General features: G+C 28.6%; 16 protein-coding genes. 2 read left to right on the top strand and 14 right to left on the bottom strand.

Annotated elements, in window-relative coordinates; genetic code table 11:
* Positions 1-90: 90 nt before the first annotated feature.
* From yihA to RSF37_RS03940, 10 genes are all read right to left on the bottom strand, one after another.
* Positions 91-687 (bottom strand): ribosome biogenesis GTP-binding protein YihA/YsxC, encoded by a 597-nt coding sequence (gene yihA / locus RSF37_RS03985; RefSeq protein ID WP_332563098.1) that lies wholly within the window; start codon positions 685-687, stop codon positions 91-93.
* Positions 677-3,001 carry an endopeptidase La gene (lon, locus tag RSF37_RS03980; RefSeq protein WP_332563097.1) on the bottom strand — a complete coding sequence of 775 codons (2,325 nt, stop codon included), beginning with the start codon at positions 2,999-3,001 and terminating at the stop codon, positions 677-679. The genes yihA and lon overlap by 11 nt, the downstream gene beginning before the upstream one ends.
* 131 nt (positions 3,002-3,132) lie before the next feature.
* Positions 3,133-4,431, bottom strand: coding sequence for an ATP-dependent Clp protease ATP-binding subunit ClpX (clpX, locus tag RSF37_RS03975; RefSeq protein WP_332563096.1), 1,299 nt, complete (start codon positions 4,429-4,431; stop codon positions 3,133-3,135).
* A gap of 34 nt (positions 4,432-4,465) precedes the next feature.
* On the bottom strand, positions 4,466-5,062 hold the full coding sequence (gene clpP / locus RSF37_RS03970; RefSeq protein WP_332563095.1) for an ATP-dependent Clp endopeptidase proteolytic subunit ClpP: 597 nt from the start codon (positions 5,060-5,062) through the stop codon (positions 4,466-4,468).
* Positions 5,063-5,207: 145 nt separating this feature from the next.
* Positions 5,208-6,491 (bottom strand): trigger factor, encoded by a 1,284-nt coding sequence (gene tig / locus RSF37_RS03965; RefSeq protein ID WP_332563094.1) that lies wholly within the window; start codon positions 6,489-6,491, stop codon positions 5,208-5,210.
* Between the two features lie 112 nt (positions 6,492-6,603).
* Positions 6,604-7,386, bottom strand: a complete 783-nt coding sequence (locus RSF37_RS03960) for a hypothetical protein (RefSeq protein WP_332563093.1) — start codon at positions 7,384-7,386, stop codon at positions 6,604-6,606.
* Positions 7,387-7,468: 82 nt separating this feature from the next.
* Entirely contained in the window at positions 7,469-7,627 is a 159-nt protein-coding gene (locus RSF37_RS03955) for a hypothetical protein (protein ID WP_332563092.1), read from the bottom strand.
* A 426-nt stretch (positions 7,628-8,053) separates the two neighbouring features.
* The gene (locus RSF37_RS03950) at positions 8,054-9,304 is read right to left on the bottom strand and encodes a murein hydrolase activator EnvC family protein (protein WP_332563091.1); all 1,251 of its coding nucleotides are present in this window, start codon (positions 9,302-9,304) and stop codon (positions 8,054-8,056) included.
* Positions 9,305-9,344: 40 nt separating this feature from the next.
* Positions 9,345-10,595, bottom strand: coding sequence for a TcaA 3rd/4th domain-containing protein (locus tag RSF37_RS03945; RefSeq protein ID WP_332563090.1), 1,251 nt, complete (start codon positions 10,593-10,595; stop codon positions 9,345-9,347).
* A 204-nt stretch (positions 10,596-10,799) separates the two neighbouring features.
* Positions 10,800-11,144, bottom strand: a complete 345-nt coding sequence (locus RSF37_RS03940; RefSeq protein ID WP_332563089.1) for a hypothetical protein — start codon at positions 11,142-11,144, stop codon at positions 10,800-10,802.
* Positions 11,145-11,243: 99 nt separating this feature from the next.
* On the opposite strand from RSF37_RS03940, the gene RSF37_RS03935 reads away from it, so the two are divergent.
* On the top strand, positions 11,244-12,017 hold the full coding sequence (locus tag RSF37_RS03935; RefSeq protein WP_332563088.1) for a histidinol phosphate phosphatase: 774 nt from the start codon (positions 11,244-11,246) through the stop codon (positions 12,015-12,017).
* Positions 12,018-12,051: 34 nt separating this feature from the next.
* Here RSF37_RS03935 and RSF37_RS03930 read toward each other — a convergent pair whose 3' ends face one another.
* Complete coding sequence (locus RSF37_RS03930; protein ID WP_332563087.1) at positions 12,052-13,011, bottom strand: aromatic acid exporter family protein; 960 nt, start codon at positions 13,009-13,011, stop codon at positions 12,052-12,054.
* Between the two features lie 122 nt (positions 13,012-13,133).
* Between RSF37_RS03930 and RSF37_RS03925 the strand changes: the two genes are divergently transcribed.
* Positions 13,134-14,159, top strand: a complete 1,026-nt coding sequence (locus RSF37_RS03925; RefSeq protein ID WP_332563086.1) for a glycoside hydrolase family 18 protein — start codon at positions 13,134-13,136, stop codon at positions 14,157-14,159.
* 70 nt (positions 14,160-14,229) lie between these two features.
* Here RSF37_RS03925 and RSF37_RS03920 read toward each other — a convergent pair whose 3' ends face one another.
* The 3 genes from RSF37_RS03920 to RSF37_RS03910 all read right to left on the bottom strand — a co-directional run.
* On the bottom strand, positions 14,230-15,450 hold the full coding sequence (locus tag RSF37_RS03920) for an L-lactate MFS transporter (RefSeq protein ID WP_332563085.1): 1,221 nt from the start codon (positions 15,448-15,450) through the stop codon (positions 14,230-14,232).
* A 110-nt stretch (positions 15,451-15,560) separates the two neighbouring features.
* A complete protein-coding gene (locus tag RSF37_RS03915) occupies positions 15,561-16,283 on the bottom strand; it encodes a LytR/AlgR family response regulator transcription factor (protein ID WP_332563084.1) in 723 nt (240 codons plus the stop codon).
* A gap of 1 nt (position 16,284) precedes the next feature.
* The coding region (locus RSF37_RS03910; RefSeq protein ID WP_332563083.1) for a LytS/YhcK type 5TM receptor domain-containing protein at positions 16,285-17,889 on the bottom strand (1,605 nt) is incomplete at its 5' end.

Genomic DNA, 17,889 nt, shown 5'->3' with positions numbered 1-17,889 from the left:
TTTTGCATATTATAATTCTCTTCTACAAATTTTTTTTCATAAAAAAAGACCTATCAAATTTGATTAAATTTGATAGGTCTTTTTCTTTAATTATTCAGTATCTTCAGCTAAATCTCCAAATAAATTGTTTATTAACTGCTCACTACCTTTTTTATTAAGTGATGAGAAGAAGTATAGTTTATCTTCGCTACTTAACTCTAATGCATCCCTTATAATCTTTTCGCTTTTTCTTAAAGCATTATTTGATAACTTATCGCTTTTTGTAGCAACGATAGTTACATCATATCCATAATGCTTTATCCACTCATGCATCATGATATCGTCTGCTGTTGGCTTATGTCTTGAATCAACTAAAAGTACTACTCTTTTTAGTTCTTCTCTTCCATTTAAATATCTTTCTATAGTTGCACCCCAACTTGCCTTCTCAGTTTTAGATACTTTAGCGTATCCATAACCTGGTAAATCTACAAGGTGGAAATCATTATTTATTAAAAAGAAATTTATTAATCTAGTTTTTCCTGGAGTTTGACTGACCTTAGCTAATTTTTTTCTATTTGTAAGAGCATTTATTATTGAACTCTTACCAACATTTGATCTACCAACGAAAGCAATTTCCACTCTTCCATCTACTGGATATTGTTCTTTCTTTACTGCTGATATTATAAATTCTGATTGTTTAATTCTCATGGGTATCCTCTCCAATTATCGCGTTATTTAGTACCGTATCAATTTGTTCTGCAACTATTATCTTTAGTCCCTTCTTAATTGAATCTGGTATCTTATCTGCATCTTTTTCGTTTTCTTTTGGAATTATAATCGTATCTATTCCTGCTCTAACCGCTGCAAGTGACTTTTCTTTTAATCCTCCAATAGGTAGAACTCTTCCAGTTAAAGTAACTTCTCCAGTCATAGCAACATTATGTCTAACCTTCTTCTTTGCTAGTGCTGATACTAATGCTGTTACCATAGTAACACCAGCTGAAGGACCATCCTTTGGTACTGCACCTTCAGGAACATGAATATGAACATCTTTATTCTTATAAAATTCATTATCAATACCATACTTAGTAGCATTAGCTCTTACATACGTAAAGGCTGCCTTAGCAGACTCTTGCATAACATCACCAAGTTGACCTGTTAATTGAAGTTTTCCTGTACCATCCATAACCATAGCCTCAACAGGTAGAGTATCTCCACCATAAGCAGTCCATGCCATACCAGTTACAACACCAATTTTATCATCTTTGTCTATTTTGTCATAACTAAATACTTTTTTACCTAATAGGTTCTCCACTTTTTTAGAATTTATACTTATTGAATCTTTATTATTTTTAAGCATTTCTGTAATTGCTTTTCTAATCAAGGATGCTAATACTCTAGTTAGACTTCTAACACCTGATTCTCTAGTATATCCTTCTATTATTTCCTTTAAGGCACTATCACTTACTTTAATTTTATCTTCGCTTATATTATGTTCTTTTAGTTCTTTAGGTAATAAATATCTTTTCGCTATTTGGAACTTTTCTTCATAAGTATAGCCTGACACTTCAATAACTTCCATTCTGTCAAGTAATGCTCTTGGAATAGTATCTAAACTATTTGCAGTAGCTATAAAGAATACCTTTGATAAATCTATTGGTAACTCTAAGTAATTATCTCTAAAGTTGAAATTTTGTTCACTATCTAAAACTTCAAGTAAAGCATCTTGTGGATCACCTTTATAGTTTGAACTAATTTTATCAATTTCATCAAATAATATTAATGGATTTTTTGTTTTTGTTTCTTTTAACGCATAAGCAATTCTTCCTGGTATTGCACCAACATAAGTCTTTCTGTGACCTCTTATTTCAGATTCATCCTTCATACCGCCAAGTGCAATTCTAGCATACTTTCTATTCATAGATTCTGCTATTGACTTAGCTATTGAAGTTTTACCTACTCCTGGTGGTCCAACAAGACAAAGTATTGGTCCTTTCATACTTTTGCTCATTTGTTTAACTGCAATATATTCTATTATTCTTTCTTTAACATCATCTAGTCCATAATGTTCTTTCTTTAATACTTCTTCAGCACTTTTTATACTAATAGTATCTTTGCTACTCTTATTCCAAGGCATGTCTAAAATCCAATCTAAATAGCTTTTAATAACACCTTCTTCTGAGTTTGATGAATTGCTTCTAAGTCTATTTAACTCATACTCTGCCTTTTCTCTAACTTCTTTTGGTAGCTTAGATTTACTTATTTTATCTTCATATTTCTTTATTTCAAGCTTACTTTCATCATCTTCACCAAGTTCTTCTTGAATTGCTTTCATTTGTTCTCTTAAGAAATATTCCTTTTGACTTTTGTCAGTCTTTTCTTTCACTTTATCAGCTATTTTCTTTTGAATTTTAGCTATTTCTATTTCTTCTTCAATCATAACTAATAATTTTGAAAGTCTTTTCTTTAAATCTATTGTTTCTAATATTTCTTGTCTATCTTCTTCTTTTCCAACAGCTACGCTGCTTACCATATCTATAAACTCATAAATCTTATTATCAAGTTCTACAGCTTTAATTATTTCATTTGAATTTTCACCTGTAATTTTCATAAAGTTTATAAATTTTTCTTTTAAAGATTTTATATATGCATCTATTTCAACATCGTTTATTTCATCTTCTTTAATTCTCTCTAATTCTACTTCTAAGTAGCTTCTTTTAGCTTGATACTTCTTTATTACGGCTCTTTCCTTACCTTCAACTAGAACTCTTATAACGTCATCAGGTAATTTAATAATTTGCTTTATGTCGCAAACTGTACCAACCTTGCTTATATCACTCTTCTTTGGATCTTCTATTTCTACATTTTTTTGTGTTGCAAGGAAAATTTTCTCTCCATTTTCCATAGCAGCTTCAACTGCCTTTTTTGATTTTTCCCTTCCTACATCAAAATGAGTAACCATATTTGGAAAAATAGTTATCCCTCTTAAAGGAATTAAAGGAAGTATATTTTCATTTGTCATACCTATCTTCCCCCATTCTTGTTTATTTTTTTATTAGACTAGTTAAGTATACCATAACCATGGCATTTTTCAATAATTCTAAAATTGTTATATAAATAAAAAAACACCCTTATAAAAGAGTGTTTTTTTATTTATGCAGTTTCCATTCCATCTTTGCTTTTTGCTGATTTATCAACAAGCATTGGTCGAACTTCACCTTCTGGTAATCTATGAACTTCTGGTTTCTCACCCTTTTTGATCGTATCTTCAGTTATTATTACTTTAGTAATTCTTTCATCTGAAGGTATATCAAACATGATATCAACCATCATCTCTTCAATTATTGCTCTAAGACCTCTAGCTCCAGTACTTCTAGTGATTGCTTCTTCTGCAATTGTATCTAAAGCTTTTTCTGTAAATTCAAGATCTACATTATCAAGTTCAAATAACTTCTTATATTGCTTCACTAGAGCATTCTTAGGTTCACATAAAATCTTAACTAATGCTTTCTTATCAAGAGATTCAAGGCTAACAACTATTGGAAGTCTTCCTACAAATTCAGGTATAAGACCGAATTTTAATAAATCTCCTGGCATTATTTCTTTAAATATTGTTCCTAAGTCTTTTTCTTTCTTTGATTGAATATCTGCACCAAATCCAATTGAACTTTTTCTTGTTCTCTTTTCAATAATTTTATCTATTCCATCAAAGGCTCCTCCACAAATAAATAATATGTTTGAAGTATTTATTTGAAGTAACTCTTGGTGAGGATGTTTTCTTCCTCCTTGAGGTGGTACTGAAGCAGTAGTTCCTTCTAAAATCTTTAGAAGCGCTTGTTGTACACCCTCTCCTGAAACATCTCTAGTTATTGATGGATTTTCAGATTTTCTAGCAATCTTATCTATTTCATCAATATAAATAATACCTTTTTCTGCCTTTTCAATATCAAAGTCAGCATTTTGTATTAATTTTAATAGGATGTTTTCAACATCTTCTCCAACGTAACCCGCTTCAGTTAACGTAGTAGCATCTGCTATTGCAAATGGTACATTTAGAACTTTAGCTAATGTTTGAGCAAGTAATGTCTTACCTGATCCTGTTGGTCCTAGTAATAAAATATTACTCTTTTGTAACTCTATATCATCACTTGATGCTTTTTTTGTGTTTATTCTCTTATAATGATTATAAACCGCAACAGCTAATGACTTCTTTGCACCTTCTTGACCTATTACATAAGAATCAAGATATTCTTTTATTTCTTGTGGCTTTGGTAAATCTGTAGCAACAACTTCTGTTGTTTCTTCAAATTCATCCTCTATTATTTCTGAACATAAATCTATACATTCATCACATATATAAACTCCAGGACCAGCTATTAATCTTTTAACTTGGTCTTGACTCTTACCACAGAAAGAGCATTTTAGCTGTTTCTTTTCTTCGTATTTAGCCATATTCTCACCTCGCTAAGGACAACGCCTAACTATTTTATGCTTTTTCGATTTCATTCTTAGTGATAACTTTATCCACTAGTCCATACTCTTTAGCTTCATCAGCTTCTAAGAAGTAATCTCTCTCAACATCAAGTTTAAGCTCTTCAATTGGCTTACCTGTGTTTTCACTTAGTATTTGATTTAATTTATCTTTTATTCTTAAAATTCTTTTTGCGTGAATATCAAAGTCAGTTGCTTGACCTTGGAATCCGCCTAAAGGTTGGTGAATCATTATCTCTGCATTAGGAAGTGCATATCTCTTGCCCTTTGTTCCTGATGAAAGTAAGAATGATCCCATTGATGCAGCTAATCCAATACAAATTGTGCAAACATCTGGTTTGATGTATTGCATTGTATCATAAATAGCCATACCAGCAGTTATTGATCCTCCTGGACTGTTTATATAAATATAAATATCCTTATCTGGATCTTCACTTTCTAAAAATAAAAGTTGAGCAACAACTAAATTTGATGTAGCATCATTAATTTCTCCATTAATCATTATAATTCTATCTTTTAATAATCTTGAGAAAATATCATAACTTCTTTCGCCTCTATTTGTTTGTTCAACAACCATTGGAACTAAACTCATTTAATTCCCCTCCTTTTCAATGTAACTTAAATAAAATTATACCCTAATATTTGTCTTTTGTTAATCTTTTTATTTGAAATAATTGCCAGAAAGAAATTTTCTGGCAATTATTTTATGTTACATTTATTTAATTTTTATATATCAATTATTTACAGCTGTTTTCTAATAACTTAATTGTGTTTGAAACAACTATGTCTTTAGCTATCATAGCTTTTTGAGTTTGCATTAACATTTCAGCCATTTTTTCAGCTTCATCTGGTGCATACATTTTAGCTATTTCAGTAGCTTTTTCTTTGATTTCTTCATCAGTAGCTTCGATCTTTTCATTTTTAGCAATTGCTTCTAATACTAAGTCAGCTTTAACTTTCTTATCAGCATTTTCCTTCATGTATGATCTCATCTTTTCTTCTGTGTTACCAGTGAATTGCATGTATTGCTCTAATGATAAACCTTGTTGTTGTAATCTATTTTCAAGATCTTTAACCATAGTATCTATTTCTTTTTCAACCATGATTGCTGGAATATCCATTTTTGAGTTTTCGATAACTGCAGTTATTAACTCGTCTTCGAATTCTCTTTCAATTGAAGCTTTCTTAGTTTCTTCTATTTTTCCGATTATATCAGCTTTTAATTCAGCTAATGTTTCGAATTCTGAAACTTCTTTAGCAAATTCATCATCTAAAGCTGGCATTTCTTTAGCTTTAATTTGATTGATTGTTACTTCAAAAGTAGCTTCTTTTCCGTTTAAATCTTCTTTTCCGTAATTTTCTGGGAAGTTAACTTTGATTTCTTTCTTATCACCAGTAGTCATTCCTACTAATTGTTCTTCAAAGTTATCGATGAATGAACCTGATCCAATTTCTAAAGCGTAGTCTTTAGCTTCTCCGCCTTCGAAAGCAACTCCATCAACAAATCCTTTGAAGTCTATAACAGCGATATCACCATTTTCAATAGTTCCTTCTTCTTTAACTTCTACTCTAGCGTTTTGTTGTTGCATGCTCTTTAATTGGCCTTCAACTTCAACGTCTTCTACTTTAACTTCTTTTCTCTTAACGTCTAATCCCTTGTATTCTCCAAGTTCGATTTCTGGATATAAAGTAACTTCTGCAGTATAAACTAAGTCTTTACCTTCTCCAACTTCTACAACGTCTATGCTTGGGTAATCAATTGGTCTTAAGTTGTTTTCTTCAACTAGTGTTGGGTAAGTTTCACTTACTACTGTATTTATTGCATCTTCAAATAATACTTCGATACCGTAGTGCTTCTTTACCATTGCCATTGGCACTTTACCTTTTCTGAATCCAGGTATATTAAAGTTCTTCTTATTCTTGTTGTATGCTTTATTTAAAGCAGCAGTGAATTTTTCTGCTTCTACTCTCACTTCAAATTTAACAACATTAGCTTCTATTTTTTCCATTTTAGCTTCCATTTTGTTATTCCTCCTAAAATAGTTCTTTGTTCACATTTATTAACTAGGTTATTATAACATAAATTTCTACACATTATCAAATGCTTTATTCCAGGCTCTTTTTTACTAAATCTTACTTTACAATAGTACCCTTATTATCTAGTATATATTCATTTTTGCCTGACTTAATTTCAATACCTTTTTTTGGAACTACTTTTCCAATTGTTATATCTTTTCCTTTAGTTTTCCAACTTATAGTATCTTTCTTATCTTTTATGTTATATATCCATATATACTCATTTGTCGCAGCAGTACCAAAGTAAGGTAAATTACTTACATATACTATGTTTTCATCATCCATAAACTTAGCTTGTGAATGCCATAAATAATCTTTATTTTCCTTAATCTTTAATTCCTTCTTAAACTTATCACCTTTTTTTGATATATATTCTTTTTTTGTTATATCTGTAACTTTTCCATCTATATTTATTAATTGCATGTTTTGATCTTTATCTAATACAACAATCATCTGTTTGTTAGGTGAAATATCATAGCTTATACCATCTGCATTTTCTATAGAGACAAATTCTTTTTTATCATCTTCTGTTTTATACTCACATTTCAATGTTAATTTCTCATTTATTTTAGCTTCGATGTAAGTTTGCTTTGGCGGTTCTGGCTTAGTCTCTTCTTGTACTTCTTCCTTTACCTTTTCATCACTATTATTATCATTCCCACTATCAACCCAAGCTTGTAATTTCCCTCTTACATTAGAAAAATCCATTTTTTCTATCTTGAATTTATATATAAGAATTCCTGTAACTACTGCAACTAAAGCTACTATTACTGAAATCTTAATCTTTCTACGTCTCATTTTCTTTTCATAATCTTTACTAAATATACTTGGTTTTGCCAAAATATTTACCTCCTAAACTTACTAATACTACATTTATTATACAATACTTGCTACATTAAATTAATAAATTTTTTCTTATATTTTACTTACTTTTTTGTTCTTTTTTTGTTTTACAGCAACCGCCACAAGTTTTAATCCCAAGTTCTTCCTTTTCCTTGTTGGATAAATTAGCTATATTGTTAGAATAATCTTCATATTCCATACTATCCCTTAAATGTGTCTTCTTATCTATTCTTATCATAATTATTCTCCTTTATTATAAAAACTATATTTAGTCTGTATTTATTCAAATTTCTACAAATTATTTTATCATAATTTCACCATTATTTTATAACTTTATAGAAAAATATTTGAAATTGATTTTTTGAATACTTTTTTAACATATTATAAACCATTTATTAATATTTAGTAAACTTATCGTTTACCTATTGGAATTTATTTTAAATTTTAGTATAATCATATTAACAAATAAATTAAAAAATTAATAAAGCCCATACCACTCTATTAGCAAACGCTATAGAGTTTAAATAAACCCCACAAAATGTTCATTTATTCCCTTTCTTAAATGAACATAACCCTTTAACCTGTACTATTTTTAGTACAGGTTTTTTATTTTCTTTCGTAAAAAAATAAGAAACACTTAAAGTATTCCTTATTTTAGATAAAATTATAAGTAATTCATTGGATTAGTATGTTTTCCATTTATTCTAACTTCAAAATGAAGATGCGGTCCTGTACTCATGCCTGTACTTCCTACTTCAGCTATAAGTTGTCCTTGTGATACAGTTTGTCCAACATTTACTAGCAGCTTCCTTGAATGAGCATACAAAGTTTGCACTCCATTTCCATGATCAATTATAATAGCTTGTCCATATCCACCTATTACACCTGCTGATACAACTTTTCCACCTTTTGATGCGACTATTTTTGCTCCACTTGCCCCTGCAAAATCAACACCTGTATGGAATCCCATAGCTCCAGTTACAGGATGTTTTCTTGGTCCATATAGACTTGTAGTTCTGCCAGCCGTTGGTCTTACAAAGCCTTTGCTTGACTCTCCACCATTATTAGAACTACTACCACTATCATTTCCACTATTTATATTATTAAATATATTATCCATTTCATTTTGCAGTTCTTTATTAAAGCTTGTTAAATCTCCAATTTCTTCTTGGATTTTTTTCTCTTCATTATTTAAACTATCAACTCTACTCGCTTTTTCTTCTTCTAAAGATTTAAGTTGATTAACTTCTGATTCGTATCTGTCTTTCTCATTTGCAGCTTTTATTTTAAGATTTTCTTTTGAAGCTTTATTTTCTTCCACTTCACTTCTTCTGCGTCTAAGATCTTCTTTTTGCTCTTCTAAGTTTTTATGCATATCTTCTATTTCTTTTAAAAGCTCATTATCAGTTTTAATTATTTTATTTATACTTGATATATTCGAGAAAAATTGAGTTATGTTTTCACTTGTAAAAATCATATATAAATATTGAGACTGAAAATCTGATTTATAATAGCTTCTAAGCCTTTTTGATAGTATATCTTCAGTCTCACTTGCTTTAACTTCATTTTCTCCTATTTCTATTTCTTTATTATTTATTTCATTATTAATTTTCCTAACTTCTTCATCTAGTGACTTTATTTCATCTTCAATACTTTTTAAATTATTTTCAGATTTTGAAAGTTCTAAACTCTTTTCTTCTATTTCATTCATTAATGAAGATAAATAACTTTCTTCCTCTTTTTTTCTATTATTAATCTTATCTTTTTCTTTTTGAAGATCTTCTATTTTATTTTTATTTTCTTCTATTTTATTTTTAGAATCTGTGTTTGTTGCATATGCATCAGTTGTATTGATTCCCATAACTCCTGTTAGCATAACAAATGCAAGCCCTATTGATATAACCCTTTTTTTCATTATGAAAACTCCTCCTAAAACCCCTTAATCCACCTTAATATTACAATGAGAAATTCTCAACATCATCAACAATCCACTCATTATTTTTATAAACTACTTTTGTAAAGAACTTTTTATTGTTCTCTTTCTTTCCAATACCAAATAACGCCATGCTAACATCGTAATTAACGTCACATACAACAGTCCCCTTATACTCTCCTCCGTTGTATTCAAAATGGCTTTTTTCTTTATCAATATTTAATGATGTCATTTCATATTTGTTTTTAAATATGAAATAATTTTTTTCAAGTATAGAATATACTTTCTTCTTTGCCTCTTCACTTGAACCCTTTATAAGACTTTCATCTTCATTATTTAGTGCATCTATAACACTTTTATAAAAAGTATTAACACTATTTAATACATTGTTCCAAAGCTCATCATTAACTAAATTAATATTTAGTTTTATATTTTTAGAATCCATAACTTTCACTTCTTTTCCATCTACAACTCCCCAAGGAAATTCTTTTTGAAGTGAAATACTAACAGATCCATCACTTGGAATTGGTCCAATATCTTTAAAATTGTTAGCTATAATTCCGCTATCTTTTCCATTTATCATAACTTTAGCATCTTTTATATCTGATTGTACTGTTACCATAACCCCTTTAAGATTCATATCTATCTTTTCATCCTTCATAACAGTGATATCTTTCTCTGATTTTATGTCTCCATAATCACTCTTTATTTCACCTGTTATTACGTAATTTCCTGGAATTATATTTCTTATAGTATCTGTTGTTCCATATTTCTCATCACTATTACTTAGTGAAATCTGTGCATCTTTAAAGTTGCTAGTTAGTGTAACATTAAAAGTCTTTAAATTTATGTGATAGTTATCTCCAAAAAAACTTTTTTCATTTACAAGTTCAAATATGTCTGTTTTGTTGTTGTCACTTAACTGCTCAACAGTACTGTTTACTAGCTCATTTTTGCCTTTATAATATTCAATTAAAGGTAGTAATTCTTTTTTGCTTACTTTTTTATTATTAACCTCAATAATATTTGTAAGCTTATTTGCTTTTCCATCTTTTAATGTTAAATTAAGTTCTTTGACGATTTGATTTTTTGTTGTCGTTGCATTTCCAATAGAAAACCCAGCCATTAGAAATATTAATAGTATTATCGCTATAATCCACTTAATATTTTTTCTCAAAAAGTTTTTGTAGTTGTCCTTATTTATACCTTTTATATCTTTGCATTTTTTAATAAAAAACTCTTTAATATTGTATAAATTATCTTTTATCGCCATTTTGCACCTCTCTCTTTTTATATAATAATAAATTTTATTAACAAAAATCAATCTTTTTTAACTTTTTATTCTTTATTTTAATTATTTCGTAATTATTTTGATTATTAACATTATGCCTTATATTAATACTTTTTTATATAAAAATAGAGGTTATATCAAAATGAACTATATTTAGCTCTTTGATATAACCCCATAAATATCATACTAATCTTCTAATATTTTTATTACCCATTTCCCACAATCAGCACATTTGTAAACTGATATTACGAACAAATCAAGAGCATCATTTTTTAATACATTCTCAAACTGCTCTTTTTCTTCTTTAGTAATAAATTCATCTTCATCATTTATATATCCAACAATTTCAACTAAATAATTATCCTTACTCTTTTCACAACATTCATTAATATCAACACATGCTATCTTTTCGTAATCTAACTTACCTTCAAGTTCCTTTATTATTGGTATTATATCCTCATACTCTGCAATATCATCTAAAAAGTCTTCTTCATAAAAAGACATATCTTTTACTTTAAATAATTCTTTCATAATTTTTCCTCCTCGTTATAGGTTATTATCTTCAATATTAATAATACTATGCTATAATATAAAAAAGCAATTTATATATTATACTGGAGGTTTTTTAATATGATTTTCGATAGTCACATGCATACAGAATTATCCTCTGATAGCAAAATGACAATAGCCGAAGTAATCAAAAGAGGACAAGACCTGAATATTGGAACAATACTAACTGAACATATGGATTATAACTATCCTGTTCCTGATTTATTTAAAGTAGATTGCGATAAGTTTTTTGAAAAATATTCTAAATATAGAGGAGATAATCTTCTTCTTGGAATTGAAATTGGACTTTCTGAATCTATTGTAGATAAAAATATTGAACTATCTAATAAATATCCATTTGATTTTATACTAGGTTCCGTTCATTCTATTAATGATGTTGATATTTTTAGTGATCCAAACAAAGATTCTATATCAAAGAAAGATTTCTTCACTTCTTATTTTGAGGAAATGTTACGTGATGTTAAGGGCTTTGATAATTTTGATTCACTTTCTCATATAGATTACCCTTGCAGGTATTTAAATTTCAAAGATAATGAAATTTATTTAAAGGACTTCTCTGATTATATAGATGAAATTTTCAAAGTTCTTATATCTAAAGGTAAAGTTTTAGAATTAAATAGTAAGAGATTAGATTTTATTTCTGCCTCTAAAGCGCTTATTCCACTATATAAACGATACAATGAGCTTGGTGGTAAATATGTAACTTTAGGCTCAGATGCTCATAATGCAGGGGCTATTGGCTCTAATTTTGATATTGCACTTAATATGGCTAAAGAAGCTAATTTAAAGCCTATATACTTCAAAGAAAGAAAGCCTCAAATAATATCTCTTTAGTTTATTAAAAAAATTAGGCTATGATTATCATAGCCTAATTTTTATATATTTTTTTAAAGTCTTTCTTAAGCGTTAAGAAGTCTTCTAAATCATTTAGAAATTGAAACAGCATCGCTCTATTTTCAAATTCATCCCTTGTTTTAGGAAGTGGCATATTCCTATATCCAAACTTTAATTTTTTAAGTTTATAAAGGAGTGCAATACAATCATTTCCATCATATATATTCATAGCAACATCCTTTGTAAAATCAGCCATTATAAGTGTTTGATCATAGGCCATATAAAACCTTGAAAAGTGAGACTTCATTCTTTTCATTGTATCTAATTGTTTTATTCTCATCTCTATGTAATCAATATAATAGAGCTCTTCTTTAAATAAATAGTTGTTATTTATTTTATACGCAAGATCTCTAGCCTCTTCTATATGTCCCTCAATCTTTCTAAGCTTTTCCATTTCATTAATTGGTACTGCTTTTAATATTAAACTTTGAGCCATATCATTTATAATTTCTCTGTATCCTACTTCTATAAGTTCTCTTTTTTCTTTAAACTTATCTTCTAATGAAGGCATATAAAGATTAAATAATGACGCTACCCCTATCCCTATTAAAGTTAAATATTCTTCATTTAATATCCATCCTAAATCGATATTAGTACTTACTAATAAATGAGTTGATAAAACTGCTCCAACTACCATTCCTTCTTCTATTTTTAGTTCTTTAGTAATCGTAATATACACAAGAAGAAATATTCCAAATATAAGTGCTGTATTTCCAAGTAACATATATAAAAAATATGATAATACTACCGCTATGGTAGCCGCAATTAATCTCTTTCCACCTACTAAAAGTGCTTCTTTTTTTGTATTTTGTATACTAAGAATAGCAATAATTCCACTTGTAACTCCAAATTGAAGACCAAAGCTTTCTGCAATAAATATCGCAAGTGTTGCTGATATTGCCATCTTAAATGTATTTTCTTTTAAAATATTCATTTTTCACTCCTACTATAATTTTATAACTACTTATTAATGATAATAAATTTAATTGTATTTTGCTATATAAATTTATTAATTATATATGATAAACTTATTATGTAAACGTTAGGAGGGGTACTATGGGAAATAAATTTATAATTGCGTATTTACGCGATATCGGACTTTTGAACATAAAAAAAGAGGATGCTCTAAAGCTTACTCATATAAATCTTGCATTTGCAAAGGTTTCAAATTGTGAAATATACACAAAACTTAAAAATTTAAACGAACTTTCTAAAATTAGAGATTTCAATCCTGATTTGACTATTTTAATGTCTTTAGGTGGCTGGGGTGCTGGCGGTTTTTCTGAAGCTGCATCTTCTAATGAAAATAGAAAGTTATTTGCAAAAAATGCAATAGAATTCATGCATAAGTATGAATTAGATGGTCTTGACCTTGACTGGGAATATCCATGTTACTCAGTATCAGGAATTATGTCTTCACCAGATGATAAGGTTAATTTCACTCTTCTTTTAGAAGAACTTAGAAATCAACTAGATATTGAAGAAGAAAAATATAACAAACATTTCTTGTTAACAATAGCAACTGGTGCAGAGCAATATTATTTAGATGGAACTGAAATGGATAAGATTCATAAGTATTTAGATTATATTCAACTTATGACTTATGATTTTAGAGGTGGATTCCAAGTACTAACAGGACACCATACTCCACTTTATAATTCAACAGGTGATTTATTTAAAGGTTCTACCCATGATGCAGTTAAACTATTTGAAAAAGCTGGTGTACCAAAAGAGAAATTAATTATCGGTGCTGCTTTCTATGCTAGAGGATTTAAAGGTGTTCCAAACTTTAATAGTGGACTTTTCCAAATAGCAGAAACTACAGGTGGTTTCTTCTCAAATTATGATGAACTTAAAGAAAATTATATAAATAAAAATGGTTTTAAAAGATACTTTGATAACGAAGCAAAAGCTCCATACTTATTTAATGGTACTGAATTTATATCTTATGATGATGAAGAATCTATAAGTTATAAGTGCTCTTATTTAAAAGATGAAGGACTTTTAGGAATGATGTTTTGGCACTATTATGCAGATAGTACAGGTACATTATTAAATTGTATATATAAAAATTTAATATAATCAAGTAGATAATCCTTTGAAAAAATTTTCAAAGGATTATCTACTCTTACAGCTCATTTGTTATTATTCTCTACGCATTACCTAATTTTAATTCTTCATTTATAACTCTTTCATGATGAGGTGCTTTTATTGTTGCTACTATAATTAATGAAATTATACATAAAACTCCAATAACCATAAATGTTGGTCTGAATCCTCCAACTATATTAGCAATTACAGAACCTGATAATGCTCCAATACCAAAGCCTTGGTATATTACTCCATAATTTTTACTATGATTTTTAAGTCCAAAGAAGTCTCCAACCAAGCTTGGGAATATCGTAATATTGCCTCCAAAGCAGAAAGCTATACCCGCAACACAAGCAAAGAAAATTTCGAAATTTAAAGGAACAAATAACAATACTGTAACTGAAATTGCTGTAACTATGAAATTAAATCCTATAACTCTAAGTGCTCCTATCTTATCTGATAACCCGCCAAGAATTATTCTTCCCACTGTATTAAATATAGCTACCATTGCAACTGAGTTTGCTGCAGCTTGTACATCTAAATGAACTAGATTAACTCCTATATCTTTTACTATTCCTATAAGATATAGTCCTCCCATACAAGCTGAAAAAAAAGCTATAAACAAAAGATATGCTTGTTTAGTTCTAAGCATTTCTTTTACTGTAAAATTATTATCAACTTTATCTTTACTATCTGAATTTACAATTGGATCTAAAGGAGCATCTTTAAGAAGCATTCCTCCAACAAATATAAGTATCATTGCTAGTATTCCCCAATATTCAAATGCTATACTTACACCACTTGATCTTAAGAACGCTGAATCTATATATTTAAATATTAAGCTACCAGTTCCATATGCTCCGACTGATATTCCTGAAATAAGCCCTTTTTTCTCTGGAAACCACTTAATGCAATTGGATAGCGATATCATATACGCAATACCATCTGCTGCTCCAAGCATTACTCCTGCAAAAATATATAAAGATATAAGTGAATGTACTTTTGCTGTTAATATAAGTCCAGTTCCTAGAACAATACCACAGCATCCTACTACTCTTTTAATTCCAAATTTTTCTTGCAACTTCCCAGAAAACAAAGTTGAAAATGACAAAGCAAAACTTGCAATTGAGAAGGTAAGTGAAACTTTATTCAAACCCCACCCAAATTTATTTACTAATGGTTGATTAAATAAACTCCAAGAATAAAATGTTCCAAGCCCTAACTGAGTTATTATTGTTCCTATTAAAATAATTAATCTTTTACTTACTTTCGAATTTTTCATCTGCTGTCCCTCCACTTAAATTTTGTAAACATTTTCTTTAATTATAGGTTTATAAAATATAAATGGTTGAATTTTTGAATTAAATGCTATTATATGTACATAAAATACCTTTATATATTCATGAGCTTCCTAAATTCTTTAATATGACTTCTACTTACCGGGACATTAAATTTAATATCTTTAAGTTTTAAATTATATGTATTATTGAACCATGGTATTATTTCTTGAATCTTATTTAAATTTACTACAAATGATCTATGACACTTAAAAAACATATCCCTTCTGAGTGTTTCGTAAAATTCAGATATACTCATATTTACAGAATATTTTCCTTCCTTTGTAAATACACTAGTTATTCTTTCACTAGCTTCACAATAATATATATTATTAACATCTAATACTATTATTTTTTCATTGTCCCATAAATTAATTTTATTTTTAACTTTAATATCTTCTATTGCTTTCTTCCTATTATTAAATGTACATTCAAGTTTTTTGAGCATTGTAATTATTCTTTTCTCATCATAAGGTTTTAGTATATAATCAAAAGCTTCTATTTCAAAAGCATCTACTGCATGTTCCCTATATGCAGTTATAAAAACAATATATGGCTTCACATAAAATTTACTAATATTTTTAGCTAATACCAGTCCATTTAATAGTGGAATGTTTATATCTAAAAATATTACATCTACTTCATTTTCCTGAATAAATTTTAAAACTTCAATCCCATCTTCAAATTCGTCTTTCACATCAATATTACTAAAATTATTTATAAAATATTTAAGCTCCTCTCTAGCTATAAATTCATCTTCAACTATTATTCCTCTCAATCTAATCTTCCTTTCTTATATAAAATTCTATCTTCGTTCCTTTTTCTTGCCTTTTAATTATAAGTCCTTCACCATATGTTAATTTAATTCTTGAATATACATTTTTAAGTCCAATTTTATGTTTACATATTTTATTGCTATATATTTCTTCTATTACTTTCTCATCAATTCCACTTCCATCATCCTCTATAGATACTCTAACTCTTTCTTCTTCACCTTTAATACTAATTTTAACGGTTCCCATTCCTCTACTTTGTAATATTCCATGAACTATTGCATTCTCAACTAAGGGCTGTATAGTAAGACTTGGAATATTAACGTCTATGTCATCATCTATATCATAAATAACATTTAATTTATCTCCAAATCTGGCTTTTTCAATTTGTATATAATCACTAACTTGTTTTAGTTCTTTTTTAATATTTATAAATTCATCATTTAGCTCAATATTATATCTTAAGTAACTTGATAAATTTATTATAAGTTCTCTTGCCTTATCTGGGTCTATTCTTATAAATGAAGTTATAGCATTTAATGAATTAAATAAAAAATGTGGGTTTATTTGACTTTGCAATGCTTTAAGTTCTGCTTTTGTTGCCATTTCCTTCATTTGTTCAAGCTTTGATAATTCCATTAACGTAGAAATTATTTTAGATAATCCAATTGCTAATGTTTCTAACGAACGACTAATTTTATTAGCATGTAAATAATATATTTTTAAGGCTCCAATCACTTCTTCATTTTCCCAAAAAGGTATTATTATCGCAGATTTAAGTTTGCTTTTCTTATCAAACATACCTGAGTTTTTTATTACTATTTTTCCATTTTTTAATGCTTCCTTAGTTTCCTCTGTAATTACTTTCCCTCCAATTTTGTGTTCTTTATCTCCTACACCTACATAAGCACGTATATACTCCTTTTCAATTATTGCAACCGCATCTGCTTTAAGCTCCACTTCTATAATTTCGCATATTCTTTTTAAAGAATTTTCATTTATATTTCTAAAGTATGGGAGTGTTTTATTTGCTATATCTAAAGCAAGCTTTGCCTGCTTTGCTGCAACTTCCTCCTTTTCATTTTCTATACTTTGTATAAGCATAACTATAAATCCAATACTAAATTGTCCTAAAATCATAGGAAGTCCTATTTGCGATACTATATCTATCCCTTTACGTTCTGGATGTGTCATGAAAACTATCAAAACCATTGTTAACGATTCACAAAATATACCTCCTATTATTCCTACAAACCACATATATTTTTTCTTTACTTTTTTATTAATAGCCCCAGATACAACACCTGCAACCACACTTGATATTAAACATGGAATCGATGTCACACCATTAACATCGATTAAAAATCTATGTAATCCTGACGCAACCCCTGTTGTTATTCCAACAAATGGTCCAAATAATATCCCTGATGCCATTATAGTAATAATTCTTATATTTACTATAGACCCATTAACTTCGACACCAGTCACTGTTTCAAATATAGCAAAAAATAAAAAAAATGCAGCGACAACTATATAATCGAATTTATTGTAATTCTCTTTTTGTAATATATCTTTCACACCTTTTAATCTAGTCATTAAAAATAGACATAG

It is taken from the genome of Clostridium sp. (assembly GCF_036643715.1).
In the GTDB taxonomy this organism is placed as follows: Bacteria; Bacillota; Clostridia; order Clostridiales; family Clostridiaceae; genus Clostridium.
Note: the sequence above shows the minus strand (reverse complement) of the source record. Positions and strands in the feature narration are given on the sequence as shown.

Coding starts and splice junctions, on each gene's coding strand:
- yihA (WP_332563098.1), bottom strand. CDS start 687: ATGAGAATTAAACAATCAGAATTTATAATATCAGCAGTAAAGAAAGAA.
- lon (WP_332563097.1), bottom strand. CDS start 3,001: ATGACAAATGAAAATATACTTCCTTTAATTCCTTTAAGAGGGATAACT.
- clpX (WP_332563096.1), bottom strand. CDS start 4,431: ATGGCTAAATACGAAGAAAAGAAACAGCTAAAATGCTCTTTCTGTGGT.
- clpP (WP_332563095.1), bottom strand. CDS start 5,062: ATGAGTTTAGTTCCAATGGTTGTTGAACAAACAAATAGAGGCGAAAGA.
- tig (WP_332563094.1), bottom strand. CDS start 6,491: ATGGAAGCTAAAATGGAAAAAATAGAAGCTAATGTTGTTAAATTTGAA.
- RSF37_RS03955 (WP_332563092.1), bottom strand. CDS start 7,627: ATGATAAGAATAGATAAGAAGACACATTTAAGGGATAGTATGGAATAT.
- RSF37_RS03950 (WP_332563091.1), bottom strand. CDS start 9,304: ATGAAAAAAAGGGTTATATCAATAGGGCTTGCATTTGTTATGCTAACA.
- RSF37_RS03945 (WP_332563090.1), bottom strand. CDS start 10,595: ATGGCGATAAAAGATAATTTATACAATATTAAAGAGTTTTTTATTAAA.
- RSF37_RS03940 (WP_332563089.1), bottom strand. CDS start 11,144: ATGAAAGAATTATTTAAAGTAAAAGATATGTCTTTTTATGAAGAAGAC.
- RSF37_RS03935 (WP_332563088.1), top strand. CDS start 11,244: ATGATTTTCGATAGTCACATGCATACAGAATTATCCTCTGATAGCAAA.
- RSF37_RS03930 (WP_332563087.1), bottom strand. CDS start 13,011: ATGAATATTTTAAAAGAAAATACATTTAAGATGGCAATATCAGCAACA.
- RSF37_RS03925 (WP_332563086.1), top strand. CDS start 13,134: ATGGGAAATAAATTTATAATTGCGTATTTACGCGATATCGGACTTTTG.
- RSF37_RS03920 (WP_332563085.1), bottom strand. CDS start 15,450: ATGAAAAATTCGAAAGTAAGTAAAAGATTAATTATTTTAATAGGAACA.